The sequence below is a fragment of the Citrobacter sp. H12-3-2 genome, from assembly GCF_009649895.1.
Taxonomy (GTDB): domain Bacteria; phylum Pseudomonadota; class Gammaproteobacteria; order Enterobacterales; family Enterobacteriaceae; genus Citrobacter; species Citrobacter portucalensis.
Map to the genome: position 1 here is coordinate 4,880,720 of NZ_CP045837.1, position 16,879 is coordinate 4,897,598.

At 53.3% G+C, this 16,879-nt stretch carries 13 protein-coding genes, 2 tRNA genes, 1 rRNA gene and 1 pseudogene; 5 read left to right on the forward strand and 12 right to left on the reverse strand.

What is annotated here, in order from left to right:
- Window positions 1-37: 37 nt before the first annotated feature.
- Window positions 38-2,059 carry a DNA helicase Rep gene (gene rep, locus GHC22_RS23175; protein WP_153753939.1) on the reverse strand — a complete coding sequence of 674 codons (2,022 nt, stop codon included), beginning with the start codon at window positions 2,057-2,059 and terminating at the stop codon, window positions 38-40.
- Between the two features lie 84 nt (window positions 2,060-2,143).
- Here rep and ppiC point away from each other — a divergent pair, with 84 nt between their 5' ends.
- Complete coding sequence (gene ppiC / locus GHC22_RS23180; protein ID WP_003017999.1) at window positions 2,144-2,425, forward strand: peptidylprolyl isomerase PpiC; 282 nt, start codon at window positions 2,144-2,146, stop codon at window positions 2,423-2,425.
- A gap of 100 nt (window positions 2,426-2,525) precedes the next feature.
- On the opposite strand, the gene ilvC is transcribed toward ppiC, so the two are convergent.
- Complete coding sequence (ilvC, locus tag GHC22_RS23185) at window positions 2,526-4,001, reverse strand: ketol-acid reductoisomerase (protein WP_003829020.1); 1,476 nt, start codon at window positions 3,999-4,001, stop codon at window positions 2,526-2,528.
- 164 nt (window positions 4,002-4,165) lie between these two features.
- Between ilvC and ilvY the strand changes: the two genes are divergently transcribed.
- A complete protein-coding gene (gene ilvY / locus GHC22_RS23190) occupies window positions 4,166-5,068 on the forward strand; it encodes an HTH-type transcriptional activator IlvY (protein WP_003829023.1) in 903 nt (300 codons plus the stop codon).
- Window positions 5,069-5,240: 172 nt separating this feature from the next.
- A complete protein-coding gene (fabV, locus tag GHC22_RS23195; RefSeq protein ID WP_008787067.1) occupies window positions 5,241-6,434 on the forward strand; it encodes an enoyl-ACP reductase FabV in 1,194 nt (397 codons plus the stop codon).
- A gap of 63 nt (window positions 6,435-6,497) precedes the next feature.
- On the opposite strand, the gene ilvA is transcribed toward fabV, so the two are convergent.
- The 6 genes from ilvA to ilvL form a co-directional block, all read right to left on the reverse strand.
- Window positions 6,498-8,042, reverse strand: a complete 1,545-nt coding sequence (gene ilvA / locus GHC22_RS23200; protein WP_003018007.1) for a threonine ammonia-lyase, biosynthetic — start codon at window positions 8,040-8,042, stop codon at window positions 6,498-6,500.
- A 5-nt stretch (window positions 8,043-8,047) separates the two neighbouring features.
- The gene (ilvD, locus tag GHC22_RS23205; protein ID WP_003829028.1) at window positions 8,048-9,898 is read right to left on the reverse strand and encodes a dihydroxy-acid dehydratase; all 1,851 of its coding nucleotides are present in this window, start codon (window positions 9,896-9,898) and stop codon (window positions 8,048-8,050) included.
- A 158-nt stretch (window positions 9,899-10,056) separates the two neighbouring features.
- Window positions 10,057-10,986, reverse strand: a complete 930-nt coding sequence (locus GHC22_RS23210) for a branched-chain amino acid transaminase (RefSeq protein ID WP_003829030.1) — start codon at window positions 10,984-10,986, stop codon at window positions 10,057-10,059.
- A gap of 17 nt (window positions 10,987-11,003) precedes the next feature.
- Complete coding sequence (gene ilvM / locus GHC22_RS23215) at window positions 11,004-11,267, reverse strand: acetolactate synthase 2 small subunit (RefSeq protein ID WP_003018017.1); 264 nt, start codon at window positions 11,265-11,267, stop codon at window positions 11,004-11,006.
- On the reverse strand, window positions 11,264-12,910 hold the full coding sequence (gene ilvG / locus GHC22_RS23220) for an acetolactate synthase 2 catalytic subunit (protein WP_125363354.1): 1,647 nt from the start codon (window positions 12,908-12,910) through the stop codon (window positions 11,264-11,266). The genes ilvM and ilvG overlap by 4 nt, the downstream gene beginning before the upstream one ends.
- Before the next feature lie 139 nt (window positions 12,911-13,049).
- Window positions 13,050-13,148, reverse strand: a complete 99-nt coding sequence (gene ilvL / locus GHC22_RS23225; protein WP_001311244.1) for an ilv operon leader peptide — start codon at window positions 13,146-13,148, stop codon at window positions 13,050-13,052.
- Window positions 13,149-13,500: 352 nt separating this feature from the next.
- On the opposite strand from ilvL, the pseudogene GHC22_RS23230 reads away from it, so the two are divergent.
- A pseudogene (locus GHC22_RS23230) lies at window positions 13,501-15,021 on the forward strand (YifB family Mg chelatase-like AAA ATPase).
- 24 nt (window positions 15,022-15,045) lie between these two features.
- Here the strand turns inward: GHC22_RS23230 and maoP are convergent.
- Window positions 15,046-15,384 (reverse strand): macrodomain Ori organization protein MaoP, encoded by a 339-nt coding sequence (maoP, locus tag GHC22_RS23235; RefSeq protein ID WP_003018025.1) that lies wholly within the window; start codon window positions 15,382-15,384, stop codon window positions 15,046-15,048.
- 106 nt (window positions 15,385-15,490) lie between these two features.
- Between maoP and hdfR the strand changes: the two genes are divergently transcribed.
- Window positions 15,491-16,336: an HTH-type transcriptional regulator HdfR gene (gene hdfR, locus GHC22_RS23240; RefSeq protein WP_008787063.1), complete on the forward strand. Its 846-nt coding sequence runs from the start codon at window positions 15,491-15,493 to the stop codon at window positions 16,334-16,336.
- 100 nt (window positions 16,337-16,436) lie between these two features.
- On the opposite strand, the gene GHC22_RS23245 is transcribed toward hdfR, so the two are convergent.
- The 3 genes from GHC22_RS23245 to rrf all read right to left on the reverse strand — a co-directional run bounded on the left by GHC22_RS23245 (window position 16,437) and on the right by rrf (window position 16,811).
- Window positions 16,437-16,512: transfer RNA gene (locus tag GHC22_RS23245), tRNA-Trp, on the reverse strand.
- A gap of 52 nt (window positions 16,513-16,564) precedes the next feature.
- A tRNA-Asp gene (locus tag GHC22_RS23250) sits at window positions 16,565-16,641 on the reverse strand.
- Between the two features lie 54 nt (window positions 16,642-16,695).
- A 5S ribosomal RNA gene (gene rrf, locus GHC22_RS23255) occupies window positions 16,696-16,811 on the reverse strand.
- Window positions 16,812-16,879 lie beyond the last annotated feature (68 nt).

Genomic DNA, 16,879 nt, shown 5'->3' on the forward strand with positions numbered 1-16,879 from the left:
CCGGATAGCGCTTACACGTATCCGGCCTACAAAATACCTACTTTGCTTTGGCTTTCGCCATCATTGCCCGAATATTAGCGATGCTTGCCTGCCCTTTTTGCATCCGCTCCTCAGCGCTCACCACTTTACGCTCTTGCTCCCAGATAACGTCATCCTGTGGCAGCTCCAGCAGGAAACGACTCGGTTCCGGACGCACCAGCTCACCGTACTGACGACGCTCTTTACACAGCGTGAAGATGAGTTCTTTCTGTGCACGCGTAATCCCTACGTAAGCCAGACGACGTTCTTCGTCGATATTGTCTTCATCGATACTGCTCTGGTGCGGCAAAAATCCTTCTTCCATTCCCACCATAAACACGTACGGGAACTCCAGCCCTTTGGAGGCATGCAGCGTCATCAACTGCACCTGATCCAGCTCTTCTTCGCTCTCTCCACGCTCCATCATGTCGCGCAGGGTAAAGCGGGTAACGACCTGGGTCAGGGTCATCGGCTCTTCCAGCTCACTGCCTTCCAGCATCTCCGTCATCCAGCTGAACAACGTATTGACGTTTTTCATACGCATTTCAGCCGCTTTCGGGCTCGGCGAGGTTTCATACAGCCAGGATTCGTAATCAATACCGTGGATCAGATCGCGCACAGCGGCAACCGGTTCGCGCTCCGCCAGGCGCTGAATTTCACCCAGCCAGTGCGTAAAGCGGGTCAGAGAGTCATACCCGCGCCCGGTCAGTGTCTGGCTAAGCCCCATATCAAAGCTGGCGGTAAACAGGCTTTTATTACTCGTCATCGCCCATTCACCCAACTTTTGCAGCGTGGCCGGACCGATTTCACGCTTTGGCGTGTTTACGATGCGCAAAAATGCGCTGTCGTCATCCGGGTTGCTCAGCACGCGCAGGTAGGCCAGCAAATCTTTAATCTCCGGACGCGAGAAGAACGATGTTCCGCCGGAGATTTTGTACGGGATACGGTTCTGCATCAGAAACTTTTCGAACACGCGCGACTGATGATTACCGCGATACAGGATGGCGTAGTCTTTATATTGCGTCTTGTTCACAAAATGATGGGCAATTAATTCCCCGGTCACACGTTCGGCTTCATGCTCTTCATTATTTGCGCTCAGCACCTTCAGCTCAGCGCCGTAGCCCAGCTCAGAAAAGAGCCGCTTTTCAAAGACGTGTGGATTGTTCGCAATGAGGATGTTCGCCGCCTTAAGGATGCGACCTGATGAACGGTAGTTTTGCTCCAGCTTCACCACCTGTAAAGCCGGAAAATCTTTGCTCAACAGTACCAGGTTCTGCGGACGGGCGCCGCGCCAGGAGTAGATCGACTGATCGTCATCGCCCACGACGGTAAAGCGCGCACGTTTCCCTACCAGCAACTTCACCAGCTCGTACTGGCTGGTGTTGGTATCCTGATATTCATCCACCAGCAGGTAGCGGATTCTGTTTTGCCAGCGCTCACGCACTTCTTCATTGCGCTGTAGCAGCAGAGTGGGCAGCAGGATAAGATCGTCAAAATCGAGGACGTTACACGCCTTCATATGCGCGTCATACAGACCATAGCAGTGGGCAAAAATACGATCGCGCTCGCCCTTTGCGCTGGCTGCCGCCTGCGCCGGAGTCATCAGATCGTTTTTCCAGTTGGAGATCGTCGAGATCAGCTGCTGGAGAATAAGCTTATCGTCTTCGATTAGCCCTTCGGTCAGTTCCTTAAGCAAGGCCACCTGGTCAGTATCGTCAAACAACGAGAAGTTAGATTTCATCCCCAGCACCGCGTATTCACGCTTAATGATATCCAGTCCCAGGGTATGGAAGGTGGAGATCATCAACCCACGCGCCTCTTTACGACCCAGCGTTTGCGCCACGCGCTCTTTCATCTCGCGCGCAGCCTTATTGGTAAAGGTCACTGCCGCAATATGTCGTGCCTGATAGCCACATTCACGGATCAGATGGGCTATTTTGTTGGTGATAACACGCGTCTTGCCGGAACCCGCTCCCGCCAGCACCAGGCAAGGTCCGGTGACGAATTCGACGGCTTGTTGTTGTCCGGGGTTCAAACGCATAAAGGGTCACTCATGAAAGTCGGGAGGGGAGAATAACAGCGTGGTAGTATAGCCAGCCTTAACCACCCCACTCAAGGCACGATCATGGCAAAAACAGCAGCAGCAGTGCATATCCTTGTTAAAGAAGAGAAACTGGCACTGGATCTTCTGGAACAGATTAAAAACGGCGCCGACTTCGGCAAACTGGCGAAGAAACACTCCATCTGCCCATCAGGCAAACGCGGTGGTGATTTAGGCGAATTCCGTCAGGGCCAGATGGTTCCGGCGTTCGATAAAGTGGTCTTTTCCTGCCCTGTGCTGGAGCCAACCGGTCCGCTGCACACTCAGTTCGGTTACCACATCATTAAAGTGCTGTACCGTAACTAATAGAAAGCCCGGTGTTTAAACACCGGGCTTTTTTTGCCGGATAGCGCTTCGCTTATCCGGCCTACGAAGCGCTGTTGATATGCCATTCCTCTATGAGGAATTATCCTGCGACCGCAATGCGCTTCATATCGGTCATGTAGCCACGCAGTTTCTGGCCCACTTTCTCGATAGCATGGCCGCGAATCGCGTCGTTCACGTCACGCAGTTGCGCGTTGTCTACCGCGCCTTCAGCAATCGCTTTGCCCAGGTCGCCGGTCTGCAGGGTGGTCATGAACTCTTTCAGCAGCGGTACGCAAGCGTAAGAGAACAGGTAGTTGCCGTATTCTGCGGTATCAGAGATAACCACGTTCATTTCGTACAGACGCTTACGGGCAATGGTGTTGGCGATCAGCGGCAGTTCGTGCAGTGATTCGTAGTAAGCAGATTCTTCGATGATGCCGGAATCCACCATGGTTTCGAACGCCAGCTCAACGCCCGCTTTCACCATCGCAATCATCAGAACGCCTTTATCAAAGTATTCCTGCTCGCCGATTTTACCGTCGAACTGGGCAGCGGTTTCGAACGCGGTTTTGCCGGTCTCTTCACGCCAGGTCAGCAGTTTCTTATCGTCGTTGGCCCAGTCAGCCATCATGCCGGAAGAGAATTCACCGGAGATGATGTCATCCATGTGTTTCTGGAACAGCGGCGCCATGATCTCTTTCAACTGTTCGGACAGCGCGTAAGCACGCAGTTTCGCCGGGTTAGACAGACGGTCCATCATCAGAGTGATGCCGCCCTGCTTCAGCGCTTCGGTGATGGTTTCCCAGCCGAACTGAATCAGTTTTTCAGCATATGCCGGGTCAGTACCCTCTTCCACCAGCTTATCGAAGCACAGCAGAGAACCGGCCTGCAGCATACCGCACAGGATAGTCTGCTCACCCATCAGGTCAGATTTCACTTCCGCAACGAAGGAGGACTCCAGTACGCCAGCACGGTGACCGCCGGTGGCCGCAGCCCAGGCTTTAGCAATCGCCATGCCTTCGCCTTTCGGATCATTTTCCGGGTGAACGGCGATCAGCGTAGGTACGCCGAAACCACGTTTGTACTCTTCACGCACTTCTGTACCCGGACATTTCGGTGCCACCATCACAACAGTGATGTCTTTACGGATCTGCTCGCCAACTTCCACGATGTTGAAGCCGTGGGAGTAACCCAGCGCTGCACCGTCTTTCATCAGCGGCTGTACAGAACGCACAACGTCGGAGTGCTGCTTGTCCGGAGTCAGGTTAACCACCAGATCAGCCTGCGGGATCAGCTCTTCGTAGGTACCCACTTTGAAGCCGTTTTCGGTCGCTTTACGCCAGGAAGCACGCTTCTCAGCAATGGCTTCTTTACGCAGTGCGTAGGAGATATCCAGACCGGAGTCACGCATGTTCAGGCCCTGGTTCAGACCCTGGGCGCCACAGCCGACGATGACCACTTTTTTACCCTGAAGGTAGCTCGCACCATCGGCGAATTCGTCGCGACCCATAAAGCGACATTTACCCAGCTGTGCCAACTGCTGGCGCAGGTTCAGTGTATTAAAGTAGTTAGCCATGATGGTGTACTCCGTGATGTTGTGTTGTGGTGCTTATTATTCGGTTCGCAGATTTGTATTTGCGAGATTGAATCCACATTACAACAGGAAATTTATTGCGGAAATTGATATATTCACAACGTCACATTGCAATTTATGCAACGTAGAAAATCGGAGGCTCGTCTGTGGATTTACGCGATCTGAAAATGTTCCTGCATTTGGCTGAAAGTCGTCACTTTGGCCGCAGCGCGCGGGCAATGCACGTCAGCCCATCCACGCTTTCCCGGCAGATTCAGCGCCTCGAAGAAGACCTCGGCCAGCCGCTGTTTGTGCGCGATAACCGTACGGTTACGCTGACCGAAGCAGGTGAAGAGCTGCGCGTGTTTGCCCAACAGACGCTGTTGCAGTACCAGCAGTTACGCCACACCTTAGATCAACAAGGGCCGTCGCTGTCGGGCGAACTGCATATCTTCTGTTCGGTAACTGCCGCCTACAGCCATCTGCCGCCAATCCTTGACCGTTTCCGCGCCGAGCATCCGTCAGTGGAAATTAAGCTCACCACCGGCGACGCCGCCGATGCGATGGATAAAGTGGTCACTGGTGAAGCCGATCTGGCAATTGCCGGTAAGCCCGAAACGCTGCCTGGCGCGGTGGCGTTCTCGATGCTGGAGAATCTGACGGTTGTGTTGATCGCTCCGGCGCTGCCCTGCCCGGTGCGTAATCAGGTATCGGTCGATAAGCCGGACTGGTCGACGGTGCCGTTTATCATGGCCGATCAGGGTCCGGTACGCCGCCGTATCGAGCTGTGGTTCCGCCGTCACAAAATCAGCAACCCATCAATTTACGCCACGGTGGGTGGTCACGAAGCGATGGTCTCAATGGTGGCGCTGGGCTGCGGCGTAGCTCTGCTGCCGGAAGTGGTGCTAGAAAACAGCCCGGAGCCGGTGCGTAATCGCGTGATGATTTTAGAGCGCAGTGACGAAAAAACACCGTTCGAGCTTGGCGTCTGCGCTCCGAAAAAGCGACTGCATGAACCGCTGATCGACGCGTTTTGGAAGATTGTTCTGGAACGTAAATCCGCAGAGTAGCGCCAGCGTCAGGTCTAAAATCAGTGGTAGATTCAGTATTGGCGCTCCTTTTCTGTATAATGTCGTGATCCATTGTAGTGGGGGGCTTGTTAACCATCGCGTTAAGCAGGCCAGAACAGACGGTGTCATTGCGCACTTGACAGCGAAAATACAAACTTAATTAGCCATCATTATGATAATCAAACCAAAAATTCGTGGATTCATCTGTACAACGACCCATCCGACTGGCTGCAAAGTCAACGTGGAAAAGCAGATCGAGTATGTTAAGCAGAACGGGAAAATCGAGAACGGCCCGTCTCGCGTGCTGGTGATCGGTGCTTCCACCGGTTACGGTCTGGCTTCCAGAATTTCCGCCGCCTTTGGCAGCGGTGCCGCCACTATCGGCGTATTTTTCGAAAAACCGGGCACGGATACCAAACCAGGTTCCGCAGGCTGGTATAACTCTGCAGCTTTCGACGAAGCGGCCAAGCGTGAAGGTCTGTACTCCAAAAGCATCAACGGCGATGCGTTCTCTGACGAATGCCGTGATGAAGTGATCAAACTGATCAAAGAAGACCTGGGTCAGATTGACCTGGTGGTTTACTCACTGGCTTCCCCAGTGCGTAAAATGCCGAAAACCGGTGAAATCGTCCGTTCAGCGCTGAAGCCAATCGGTGAGGTTTACACCTCTAAAGCGATCGATACCAACAAAGATCAGATCATCACCGCCAGCATTGAGCCGGCAACCGAAGAAGAAGTTCAGAACACCGTCACCGTCATGGGCGGCGAAGACTGGGAACTGTGGATGGGCGCGCTGAGCGAAGCGGGCGTGCTGGCTGATGGCGTGAAAACCGTAGCCTACTCCTACATCGGTACCGACCTGACCTGGCCAATCTACTGGCACGGCGCGCTGGGCAAAGCGAAAGAAGACCTCGATCGCGCGGCGGGAGAACTGCGTAACCAGCTGGCACCGCTGAACGGTTCCGCTAACGTTGCCGTACTGAAGTCCGTCATCACCCAGGCATCTTCTGCGATTCCGGTAATGCCACTGTACATCTCCATGGTCTTCAAGCTGATGAAAGCGCAGGGGATTCACGAAGGTTGTATTGAGCAGATCAACCGTCTGATGACCACCAGCCTGTACGGCGATAAAGTGGCGCTTGATGACAACCAGCGTATCCGTATGGATGACTGGGAACTGCGTGACGACATTCAGCAGGCATGTCGCGATCTGTGGCCGCTGATCACTACCGAAAACCTGGCGCAAGAAACTGACTATGCAGGATACAAGCAGGAATTCCTGAATCTGTTCGGTTTTGCCCTCGACGGTGTGGATTACGATGCTGACGTGAATACCGAAGTCGAATTCGACGTTATCACGCTGTAATCTGCTGATACAGTAGCAAAAAGGGTTCATGTTTTTACATGAACCCTTTTTTAATGGCTGTCGTTAACCCGCCAGGAAGAACCTGAACGCCGGGTTATGTGTTTCATCATGACAGTCATAACCCAGTTCATTCAGCCGCGTTTCGAAATCAGGCTCGTGTTCACCCAACTCAAACGCCGCCAGCACACGACCATAGTCAGTGCCGTGACTGCGATAGTGGAACAATGAAATATTCCAGTGCGTCCCCAGGGTATGCAGGAATTTGAGCAACGCCCCCGGCGACTCCGGAAATTCGAAGCTATAAAGACGTTCCTGTAAGGGTTTCGACGGACGTCCACCGACCATATAGCGCACGTGTAGCTTCGCCATCTCGTCATCAGACAGATCCACCACGCTATAGCCGCCCTCATTGAGCAGTTGCAGGATTTCCTTACGCTCTTCCAGCCCACGGCTCAGACGTACGCCGACAAAAATGCAGGCGTCTTTCGCATCAGCAAAGCGGTAGTTAAACTCGGTCACCGAGCGCCCGCCCAGCAGTTGGCAAAACTTCAGGAAGCTGCCCTTTTCTTCCGGGATGGTCACGGCCAGCAAGGCTTCGCGCTGTTCCCCCAGCTCGCAACGTTCGGAAACGTAGCGCAGGCCGTGGAAGTTAACGTTAGCGCCGGAAAGAACATGCGCCAGGCGCTCGCCGCGAATATTATGCTGGGCGATGTATTTTTTCATCCCCGCCAGCGCCAGCGCCCCGGAAGGCTCCGCCACCGCGCGTACATCTTCGAACAGGTCTTTCATTGCCGCGCAAATAGCATCGCTATCCACGGTAATAATATCGTCGAGGTATTCCTGGCACAGACGGAAGGTTTCATCGCCAATACGTTTCACCGCCACGCCTTCGGCAAAGAGACCCACTCGCGGCAGATCCACCGGATGACCGGCATCCAGCGCCGCTTTCAGACAGGCCGAATCTTCGGCTTCCACGGCAATCACTTTGATTTGCGGCATCAGCTGTTTAATTAGCACCGCAACACCTGCCGCCAGACCGCCGCCGCCAACTGGTACGAATACGCGATCGAGATGCGCGTCCTGCTGGAGCAGCTCCAGCGCCAGCGTGCCCTGCCCGGCAATCACCATCGGATGATCGAACGGCGGCACCCAGGTAAAACCCTGCTGCTGCGACAATTCAATCGCTTTGGCTTTGGCTTCATCAAAGTTCGCGCCGTGCAGCAGCACTTCTCCGCCGAAGCCGCGAACGGCGTCGACTTTGATATCGGCGGTAGCCGTTGGCATGACAATCAGCGCCTTCACGCCTAATCGCGCAGAAGAGAACGCGACGCCCTGAGCATGATTACCAGCCGATGCGGTAATGACGCCATGCGCTTTTTGCTCTTCGGTCAAGCCCGCCATCATGGCATAGGCACCGCGTAGCTTGAAGCTGTGAACGGGTTGACGGTCTTCGCGCTTCACCAGAATGACGTTGTCGAGGCGCGAAGAGAGTTTTTCCATTTTCTGTAGCGGCGTTACCTGTGCCGCTTCGTATACCGGCGCACGCAGTACCGCTCTGAGATACTCGGCGCCCTCAGGAGCGCCGGATAGAGGTTGTGAATCCGCCATGGTCATTATCCCCCGAGCTTCGACTTATCGCGCACCGCACCTTTGTCGGCACTGGTTGCCAGGCTGGCGTAGGCGCGCAGTGCAAAGGAGACCTGACGCTGACGATCTTTTGGCGTCCAGGCTTTGTCACCGCGAGCTTCCTGCGCTTCACGGCGCGCAGCGATTTCCGCATCACTCAGTTGCAGTTGAATACCACGATTCGGGATATCGATGGCAATCATGTCACCATCTTCGATAATCGCGATATTACCGCCGCTGGCCGCTTCCGGAGAAACGTGACCAATGGAAAGCCCCGAAGTACCGCCGGAGAAACGACCATCGGTAATCAGCGCGCAAGCCTTACCGAGGCCCATCGATTTCAGGAAGGTGGTGGGGTAGAGCATTTCCTGCATGCCAGGCCCGCCTTTCGGCCCTTCGTAGCGAATGACAACCACGTCGCCAGCCACCACTTTACCGCCGAGGATGGCTTCAACCGCATCGTCCTGGCTTTCATACACTTTTGCCGGGCCGGTGAATTTCAGGATGCTGTCATCCACGCCTGCGGTTTTTACAATACAGCCGTTTTCCGCGAAGTTACCGTACAGAACTGCCAGACCACCGTCTTTGCTGTAAGCGTGCTCCAGCGAGCGAATGCAGCCTTCCGCGCGGTCGTCATCCAGCGTATCCCAACGGCAGTCCTGTGAGAACGCCTGGGTAGTACGAATGCCGGCCGGGCCAGCACGGAACATTTTTTTCACCGCGTCGTCTTTGGTCAACATCACGTCATAACGATCGAGCGTTTGCGGCAGAGTCAGCCCCAGCACGTTTTTCACGTCGCGGTTCAGCAGTCCAGCACGATCCAGTTCGCCTAAAATACCCAGTACGCCGCCTGCGCGGTGCACGTCTTCCATATGGTATTTCTGCGTACTCGGCGCCACTTTACACAGTTGCGGGACTTTGCGGGACAGCTTGTCGATATCACTCATGGTGAAGTCGATTTCCGCTTCCTGCGCGGCTGCCAGCAGGTGCAGAACGGTATTGGTGGAGCCGCCCATGGCGATATCCAGCGTCATGGCGTTCTCAAACGCTGCCTTGCTGGCAATGTTGCGCGGCAGGGCGGAGGCATCATCCTGCTCGTAATAGCGTTTGGTCAGCTCGACGATGCGCTTACCTGCGTTGAGGAACAGTTCTTTACGGTCGGCGTGAGTCGCCAGCAGTGAACCGTTACCCGGCTGCGACAGGCCCAGCGCTTCAGTCAGGCAGTTCATCGAGTTAGCGGTGAACATACCGGAACAAGAGCCACAGGTCGGACAGGCGGAACGTTCAACCTGCTCGCTTTGTGAGTCGGAAACTTTCGGGTCAGCACCCTGAATCATCGCATCAACCAGGTCGAGCTTGATGATTTGGTCAGAGAGCTTGGTTTTCCCGGCTTCCATCGGACCGCCGGAAACAAAGATCACCGGAATATTCAGGCGCAAAGAGGCCATTAACATCCCGGGGGTGATTTTGTCGCAGTTGGAGATGCAGACCATCGCATCGGCGCAGTGGGCGTTAACCATGTACTCAACGGAGTCAGCGATCAGCTCACGCGACGGCAGTGAATACAGCATGCCGCCATGACCCATGGCGATACCATCATCCACAGCAATGGTGTTGAACTCTTTCGCCACGCCGCCTGAGGCTTCGATTTGTTCGGCAACCAGCTTACCGAGATCGCGCAGGTGGACGTGACCCGGCACAAACTGGGTAAAGGAGTTCACCACAGCGATAATCGGTTTACCGAAGTCATCATCGGTCATCCCGGTGGCGCGCCACAGTGCGCGGGCACCCGCCATATTGCGGCCGTGAGTGGTGGTGGCAGAACGATACTTAGGCATGCTTGATTAACTCCCGTCTGTCTTTCCCCTGCATACTTCACGCCGCAGGTGCGTTGGCCGCCTCGCTCACCCCAGTCACTTACTACAGTAAGTTCCTGGGACTTGCTGCGTTGCCGTCTTCCTGCAACGTGAATTATTTTGGGGAAATATTAATTTTGTTATTGGTTTACTGAATCCAACCAGCCGTATTTATCTTCCGTTTCACCGGTGAAGAGCCCAAAGAAGGCCTGCTGGATGCGTTTGGTGACCGGACCGCAGCGGCCTTCGCCCACCTGGATACCATCGACACTGCGTACTGGGGTGATTTCGGCCGCGGTACCGGACATGAACACTTCATCGGCCAGGTACAGTGATTCACGGGACAGCACCTGCTCACGCACTTCGATATCGAGATCTTTCGCCAGCTTAATGATCGCATCACGAGTGATACCCGGCAGCGCGGAAGAGGTAAACGGCGGGGTAAACAGAATGCCGTCTTTTACTTCAAACAGGTTTTCGCCCGCACCTTCGGAGATGTAGCCATTCACGTCCAGCGCAATGCCTTCCTGATAGCCATGACGACGCGCTTCGCTACCCACCAGCAGCGAAGACAGATAGTTACCGCCAGCTTTAGCTGCAGTAGGGATGGTGTTCGGCGCAACGCGGTTCCAGGAAGAAACCATCGCGTCGATCCCCTGCTCCAGCGCTTCTGCACCAAGGTAAGCACCCCACGGGAACGCGGCGATGATCACGTCAGTGGTGTATCCCGCTGGCGGGTTAACGCCCATCCCCACGTCGCCAACAAACACTAGCGGACGGATATAGGCGCTGGTCAGATTGTTTTTACGAATCACCTCGCGGCAAGCTTCCATCAGCTCATCAACGCTCTGAGAAACCGGAAAACGATAGATCTTGGCTGAATCACGCAGACGCTGCATATGTTCGCGATGACGGAACACCACCGGCCCTTTGTGAGAATCGTAGCAACGGATGCCTTCGAATACTGAAGTACCGTAGTGCAGCGCGTGGGACATCACGTGGACCTTCGCGTCTTCCCAACGAATCATCTCGCCATTAGACCAAATGTAATCAGCTTTTTTCGTCGTCATTTTTCTTCCTTTTGCGCTCAGGCGCGGATTTGTTGTGATGTGGTTGTGCTCTGGCAGATAGCAACATGTGCAACGTCTACCAGTTTACTTAACTGACTAAACAGTAAGTCGACCGACCGGGGGCTGGCAACGGTCAATTCGATATTTATATTTTGCGCATCGCTGGCGGCTTCCATATTCATGGAGCACACCTGAAAACCACGATGGCGTACCACGCGTAAAACACGTTCTAACGTTTCCGGATTGAAACGAGCCTCAACGGCGACCTGATGTTGCATCATGATAATTTCTCCAGCATTTCTGAGTTACTGGCACCTGGCGGTACCAGAGGCCAGACATTCTCAAGTTCGTCGATTGAGACATGAAGCAGGTATGGCCCCTCGCTGTTCAGCATGGTGTCGAGTGCCGCTTCAACCTGGTCTTTACGGGTGATGTGTTGACCTGGTATGCCGAAGGCGCTGGCCAACATGAGGAAATCGGGGTTATCGGTAAGGGTGGTTTCGCTATAACGTTCCTGGAAAAACAGCTGCTGCCATTGTCGCACCATGCCTAACCGCTGGTTGTCGAGTAAGACTATTTTCAGCGGCAACTGCTTGCGTTTTACGGTGCCCAGCTCCTGTACATTCATCATGAAGGAACCGTCACCGGAGATACAGATTACCGTATCGTTCGGGCGAGCAACCTGCGCGCCAACCGCTGCTGGCAGGCCAAAGCCCATCGTACCCAGGCCGCTCGAGGTGATGAAATTTTCCGGGCGGGTGTAGGTCATATGCTGCGCCGACCACATCTGATGCTGACCAACATCCGTTGTCACTACGCTGTCCGCGGGTTTGCGATCGGACAACTGCTTCAACAACAGTGGCGCGTAGATAGCCTCACCGGGATGATCATAGCGCCAGGTATGCTCTGTGCGCAGTTCAGCGCTATGCTGACGCCATGCGTCAATCTTCAGAGATTGCTGCAATGCCGGCAGCAGAGAATTTAAATCACCCTGCAGGGCGACGTGCGCCTGGCGCAGCTTGTTCATTTCCGCAGGGTCGATATCCATGTGGATCACGCTGGCGTTCGGCGCGAAGGTATTCAGCTTGCCGGTCACCCGGTCATCAAAACGCGCGCCCACGGCAATCAGTAAATCACATTCTTGCACCGCGAAATTTGCCGCTTTAGTGCCATGCATTCCCAACATACCCAAATAGTATGGGTAGTCAGCTTCTACTGCGCCCAGACCTTTCAGCGTGCAGGCGACCGGCATTTGGGTTACCGCGATAAATTCACGCAGGGCCGGGACCGCCTGCGCCATACCAACGCCGCCACCGACGTACAGGATCGGTTTTTGCGCCTGCGCCAGCATTTTACGCGCCTGCTCAACGTCAGCGTGCGGGAAAACCTCTACGCTTTCGACGGTCGTAAAATACGGCTCCAGCGTACCGCTGGCCAGCTGGATGTCTTTCGGGATATCAACCAGAACCGGACCCGGACGACCGGAGTTCGCCACAGCGAAAGCCTCTGCCATGATGCGCGGCAGCTCTTCCAGTGACTGCACCAGGAAACTGTGTTTGGTGCAGGACAAAGACATACCCAGAACGTCCACTTCCTGGAACGCATCCGTTCCAATGAAAGGTGAGGCCACCTGGCCGGTGATCGCCACCACAGGAACAGAATCTAACAGCGCATCGGCGAGTCCGGTGATCAGGTTGGTAGCGCCAGGACCTGAAGTGGCGATACACACACCGGTTTTACCGGTCGCACGGGCATAGCCAATTGCCGCCATTGCCGCACCCTGCTCGTGTCGGCACAACAGGTGTTCTACGCCGCCGTCATACAACGCATCGTAAACCGGCATAATTGCGCCACCAGGATAACCAAAGACGGTTTGAACCCCTTGTGCACGCAACGCATGTACCACCCACTGTGCCCCATTCATAGTTACATCCCCGCCGTAAATCTTGAGAAACAGAATTTTATGCTACCGTTCACTTTCTGCTCCTCGTGTATGTTTTTAAGGTCAAAAAAAACCCCCGGACCTTTCGGTGCGGGGGTCTTAGTTCGTTAAGGCTTGTTTTCTAAGCCTTTCCTCGTCCAAGTGCAGCCCCGCACGGTGGGATAATAATCACCACCACGCTAATCACGACCAGGCTAATCACTCGTAGAAGGGCTGTCATTTTTGTATTTTCTTGCATCTTGTTCGAAGGAATACCTAAAGAGTTACCATAGAATTTGCAAATGACACAAGTTATTTTTTTATTCGTTTTTCTGACGCCGTTAACGGTTTAGATAAATATCGTTGTTTTTTATACAAAAAATCAAAAGTGAAAATATTTCACGTTTCAGGTGATTCTCGGCAACCCGTTTCCTACTAAAAACGTTATTCAAAAGCGTTTGCGAGCGCTATTCCAGGCTTTATGCAAGCAGTATTGAGCCACATAAAAACACAGGAATAAGCCTCTAAAAACCGTAATTATGTGAAATCTTGCCGCGATGTATTGCGACATAATGCTTTCATCAGGAGGGCTTATGTCACTATCGATTGTTCACACACGCGCTGCGCTGGGCGTGAATGCGCCAGCCATTACCATCGAGGTACATATCAGCAATGGTTTGCCTGGTTTAACCATGGTGGGATTACCCGAAACAACGGTAAAAGAGGCTCGCGATCGAGTTCGCAGTGCGATTATTAATAGCGGTTATGAATTCCCGGCGAAGAAGATAACCATAAACCTCGCTCCGGCCGATCTCCCGAAAGAAGGGGGACGATATGATTTACCTATCGCAGTTGCGCTTCTGGCAGCGTCTGAGCAGCTTACAACCCATAACCTCGATACATATGAGCTGGTAGGCGAATTAGCGCTTACAGGCGCGTTACGCGGCGTTCCCGGTGCGATATCAAGTGCAACTGAAGCTATTCGCGCAGGCAGGAGAATTATTGTCGCAAAAGAGAATGCAGCTGAAGTGGGACTGATACACGGTGAAGGGTGCCTGATAGCCGATCATCTACAGGCCGTATGCGCATTTCTCGAAGGTAAGCATGATTTAGACAGACCATCATCGGCAGATTTTACCCCCTGCGCATTAGCAGATGATCTGAGCGATGTTATCGGCCAGGAACAGGGTAAACGCGGGCTGGAGCTTACCGCAGCTGGCGGTCATAACCTCTTACTCATCGGGCCGCCGGGAACGGGTAAGACCATGCTGGCCAGTCGCCTGAGAGGATTGCTTCCGCCACTGAGCAATGATGAAGCACTGGAAAGCGCCGCGATTCTAAGTCTGGTCAATTCCGACACGCTACAAAAACAGTGGAAACAACGCCCTTTTCGTTCGCCGCATCACAGTGCTTCATTAACTGCCATGGTCGGTGGCGGCTCTATTCCTGCGCCAGGCGAGATATCTCTGGCGCATAACGGCATACTGTTTCTGGATGAACTTCCCGAGTTTGAGCGGCGCACGCTGGATGCACTGCGAGAGCCCATTGAGTCCGGGCAGATTCATTTATCCCGCACTCGGGCAAAAATAACTTACCCCGCGCGTTTTCAGCTTATTGCTGCCATGAATCCCAGCCCAACAGGACATTATCAGGGGAACCATAACCGCTGTACCCCAGAGCAGACACTACGCTACCTCAATCGATTATCAGGCCCATTTCTTGACCGCTTCGATCTCTCCCTCGAAATCCCCTTACCGCCGCCCGGCATACTCAGCCAGAGCCAGGTAAAAGGGGAAGATAGCGCAACGGTGAAGCAACGCGTTATAGCAGCACGAGAGCGTCAGTATCGGCGGCAGAATAAGTTAAATGCGCAACTGGACAGTCAGGATATCCATAAATACTGTCCACTGCGTAGCGACGATGCGCAGTGGCTTGAAGAAACGCTCGCGCATCTCGGATTATCCATCCGCGCCTGGTTACGCCTGATAAAGGTCGCTCGAACGATCGCGGATATAGAACAATCTGACCATATATCTCGCCAGCACTGACAGGAGGCTGTTGGGTATCGGGCGATAGACAGATTACTCATTCATTTGCAGAAACTACTGGCATAAAAAAAGGGCTTTCGCCCTTTTTTATTAATCATCAGATTCGGTGTAGTCTTCCGCACCTTCCACCTGAGGTTTCCCGCCAGACAGCGTGTGGAAGCGTTTTGGACGCTTAATGCGCGTCATGTATTTGGACCACACACGTTCAGCTTCGGTAACCGGTTCACGCTCACCACGGCATACCGCAACAAACAGTTTTTCTTCTTCCGTTACCGGCTCACGCTTGCCCAGATCCAGCTCGTTGAAAGCATAACCGTGACGCTCAAGCAGTTGTGCTTCTTTAATGGTGAAATCACCATGACGGGAGAATCCGCGGGGATAATATTTATTATCGAAATATCGATTAGTCGTCGTAAAGCTTTCCGCCATCCTGCACGCTCCTAATTCTTTGGCCGAGCTATTTATGGCGCGGAGTATTAGTTACGCTTGACAGAGCGTCAAACAAAAGATTTAAATCATAACGACAAATAATTTTATGGAGCGAGTTGTGGATACGGAATTGTTAAAAACTTTCCTGGAAGTTAGCCGGACACGCCACTTTGGCAGGGCTGCTGAAGCGCTCTATCTGACCCAATCAGCGGTTAGTTTTCGGATAAGACAACTGGAAAATCAATTGGGTGTAAACCTGTTCACCCGACACAGAAACAATATCCGTTTAACCGCTGCAGGTGAAAAATTATTACCTTACGCTGAAACGCTGATGAATACGTGGCAAGCAGCACGTAAGGAGGTTGCGAATACCTCGCGGCATAACGAGTTTTCTATTGGTGCCAGCGCATCCCTCTGGGAATGCATGCTTAATGGCTGGCTGGGGCGTTTGTACCAATCCCAGGAGCCACAATCCAGCCTACAATTTGAAGCGAGGATCGCGCAGCGACAGTCGTTAGTAAAACAGCTTCATGAACGACAGCTTGATCTATTGATTACTACCGAAACGCCCAAAATGGACGAATTTAGCAGCCAACTGTTGGGATATTTCACGCTGGCGCTCTATTGCAGTTCTCCTTCACAAACCAAAGATGAACTGAATTATCTGCGTCTGGAATGGGGACCTGACTTTCAGCAACACGAGGCTGGATTGATTGCGGGAGATGAAGTGCCGGTACTTACCACCAGTTCGGCAGAATTAGCCAGGCAGCAACTTTCAGTCCTCAAAGGTTTTAGCTGGCTACCGGTCAGCTGGGCTAAAGGTAAAAGCGATCTCCATACGGTTACTGACAGTACAACGCTTTCACGCCCGTTATATGCAGTTTGGCTGCAAAATAGCGATAAACATGCGCTGATTTGCGATCTGCTGAGAACGAATATTCTGGAAGATTAAGGAAAACGCTGGCAAGGATGCCGGGAGTAAAATAGAAAGAAGGAAAAACTCAAATTACAGGTAAAAAAAAATCCTTAGCAATAATGCTAAGGATTGTTTCTGGCAGGGGCGGAGAGACTCGAACTCGCGACACCCGGTTTTGGAGACCGGTGCTCTACCAACTGAGCTACGCCCCTAAATCTTCTTATCATTAAGCCTGCTTAGTAGCAGGCTTAATTTTCTAATAAGTGGCGGAACGGACGGGACTCGAACCCGCGACCCCCTGCGTGACAGGCAGGTATTCTAACCAACTGAACTACCGCTCCACCGAATTTCTTTGTCACCACCCGGATTTTCATCCCGGTTTACTGCAATTTGATGCCTGGCAGTTCCCTACTCTCGCATGGGGAGACCCCACACTACCATCGGCGCTACGGCGTTTCACTTCTGAGTTCGGCATGGGGTCAGGTGGGACCACCGCGCTACAGCCGCCAGGCAAATTCTGTTTATCAACACGCTTTTGCATGTCAATCTAATCTGTAATCAAGCTGAATCTTGTGTCTG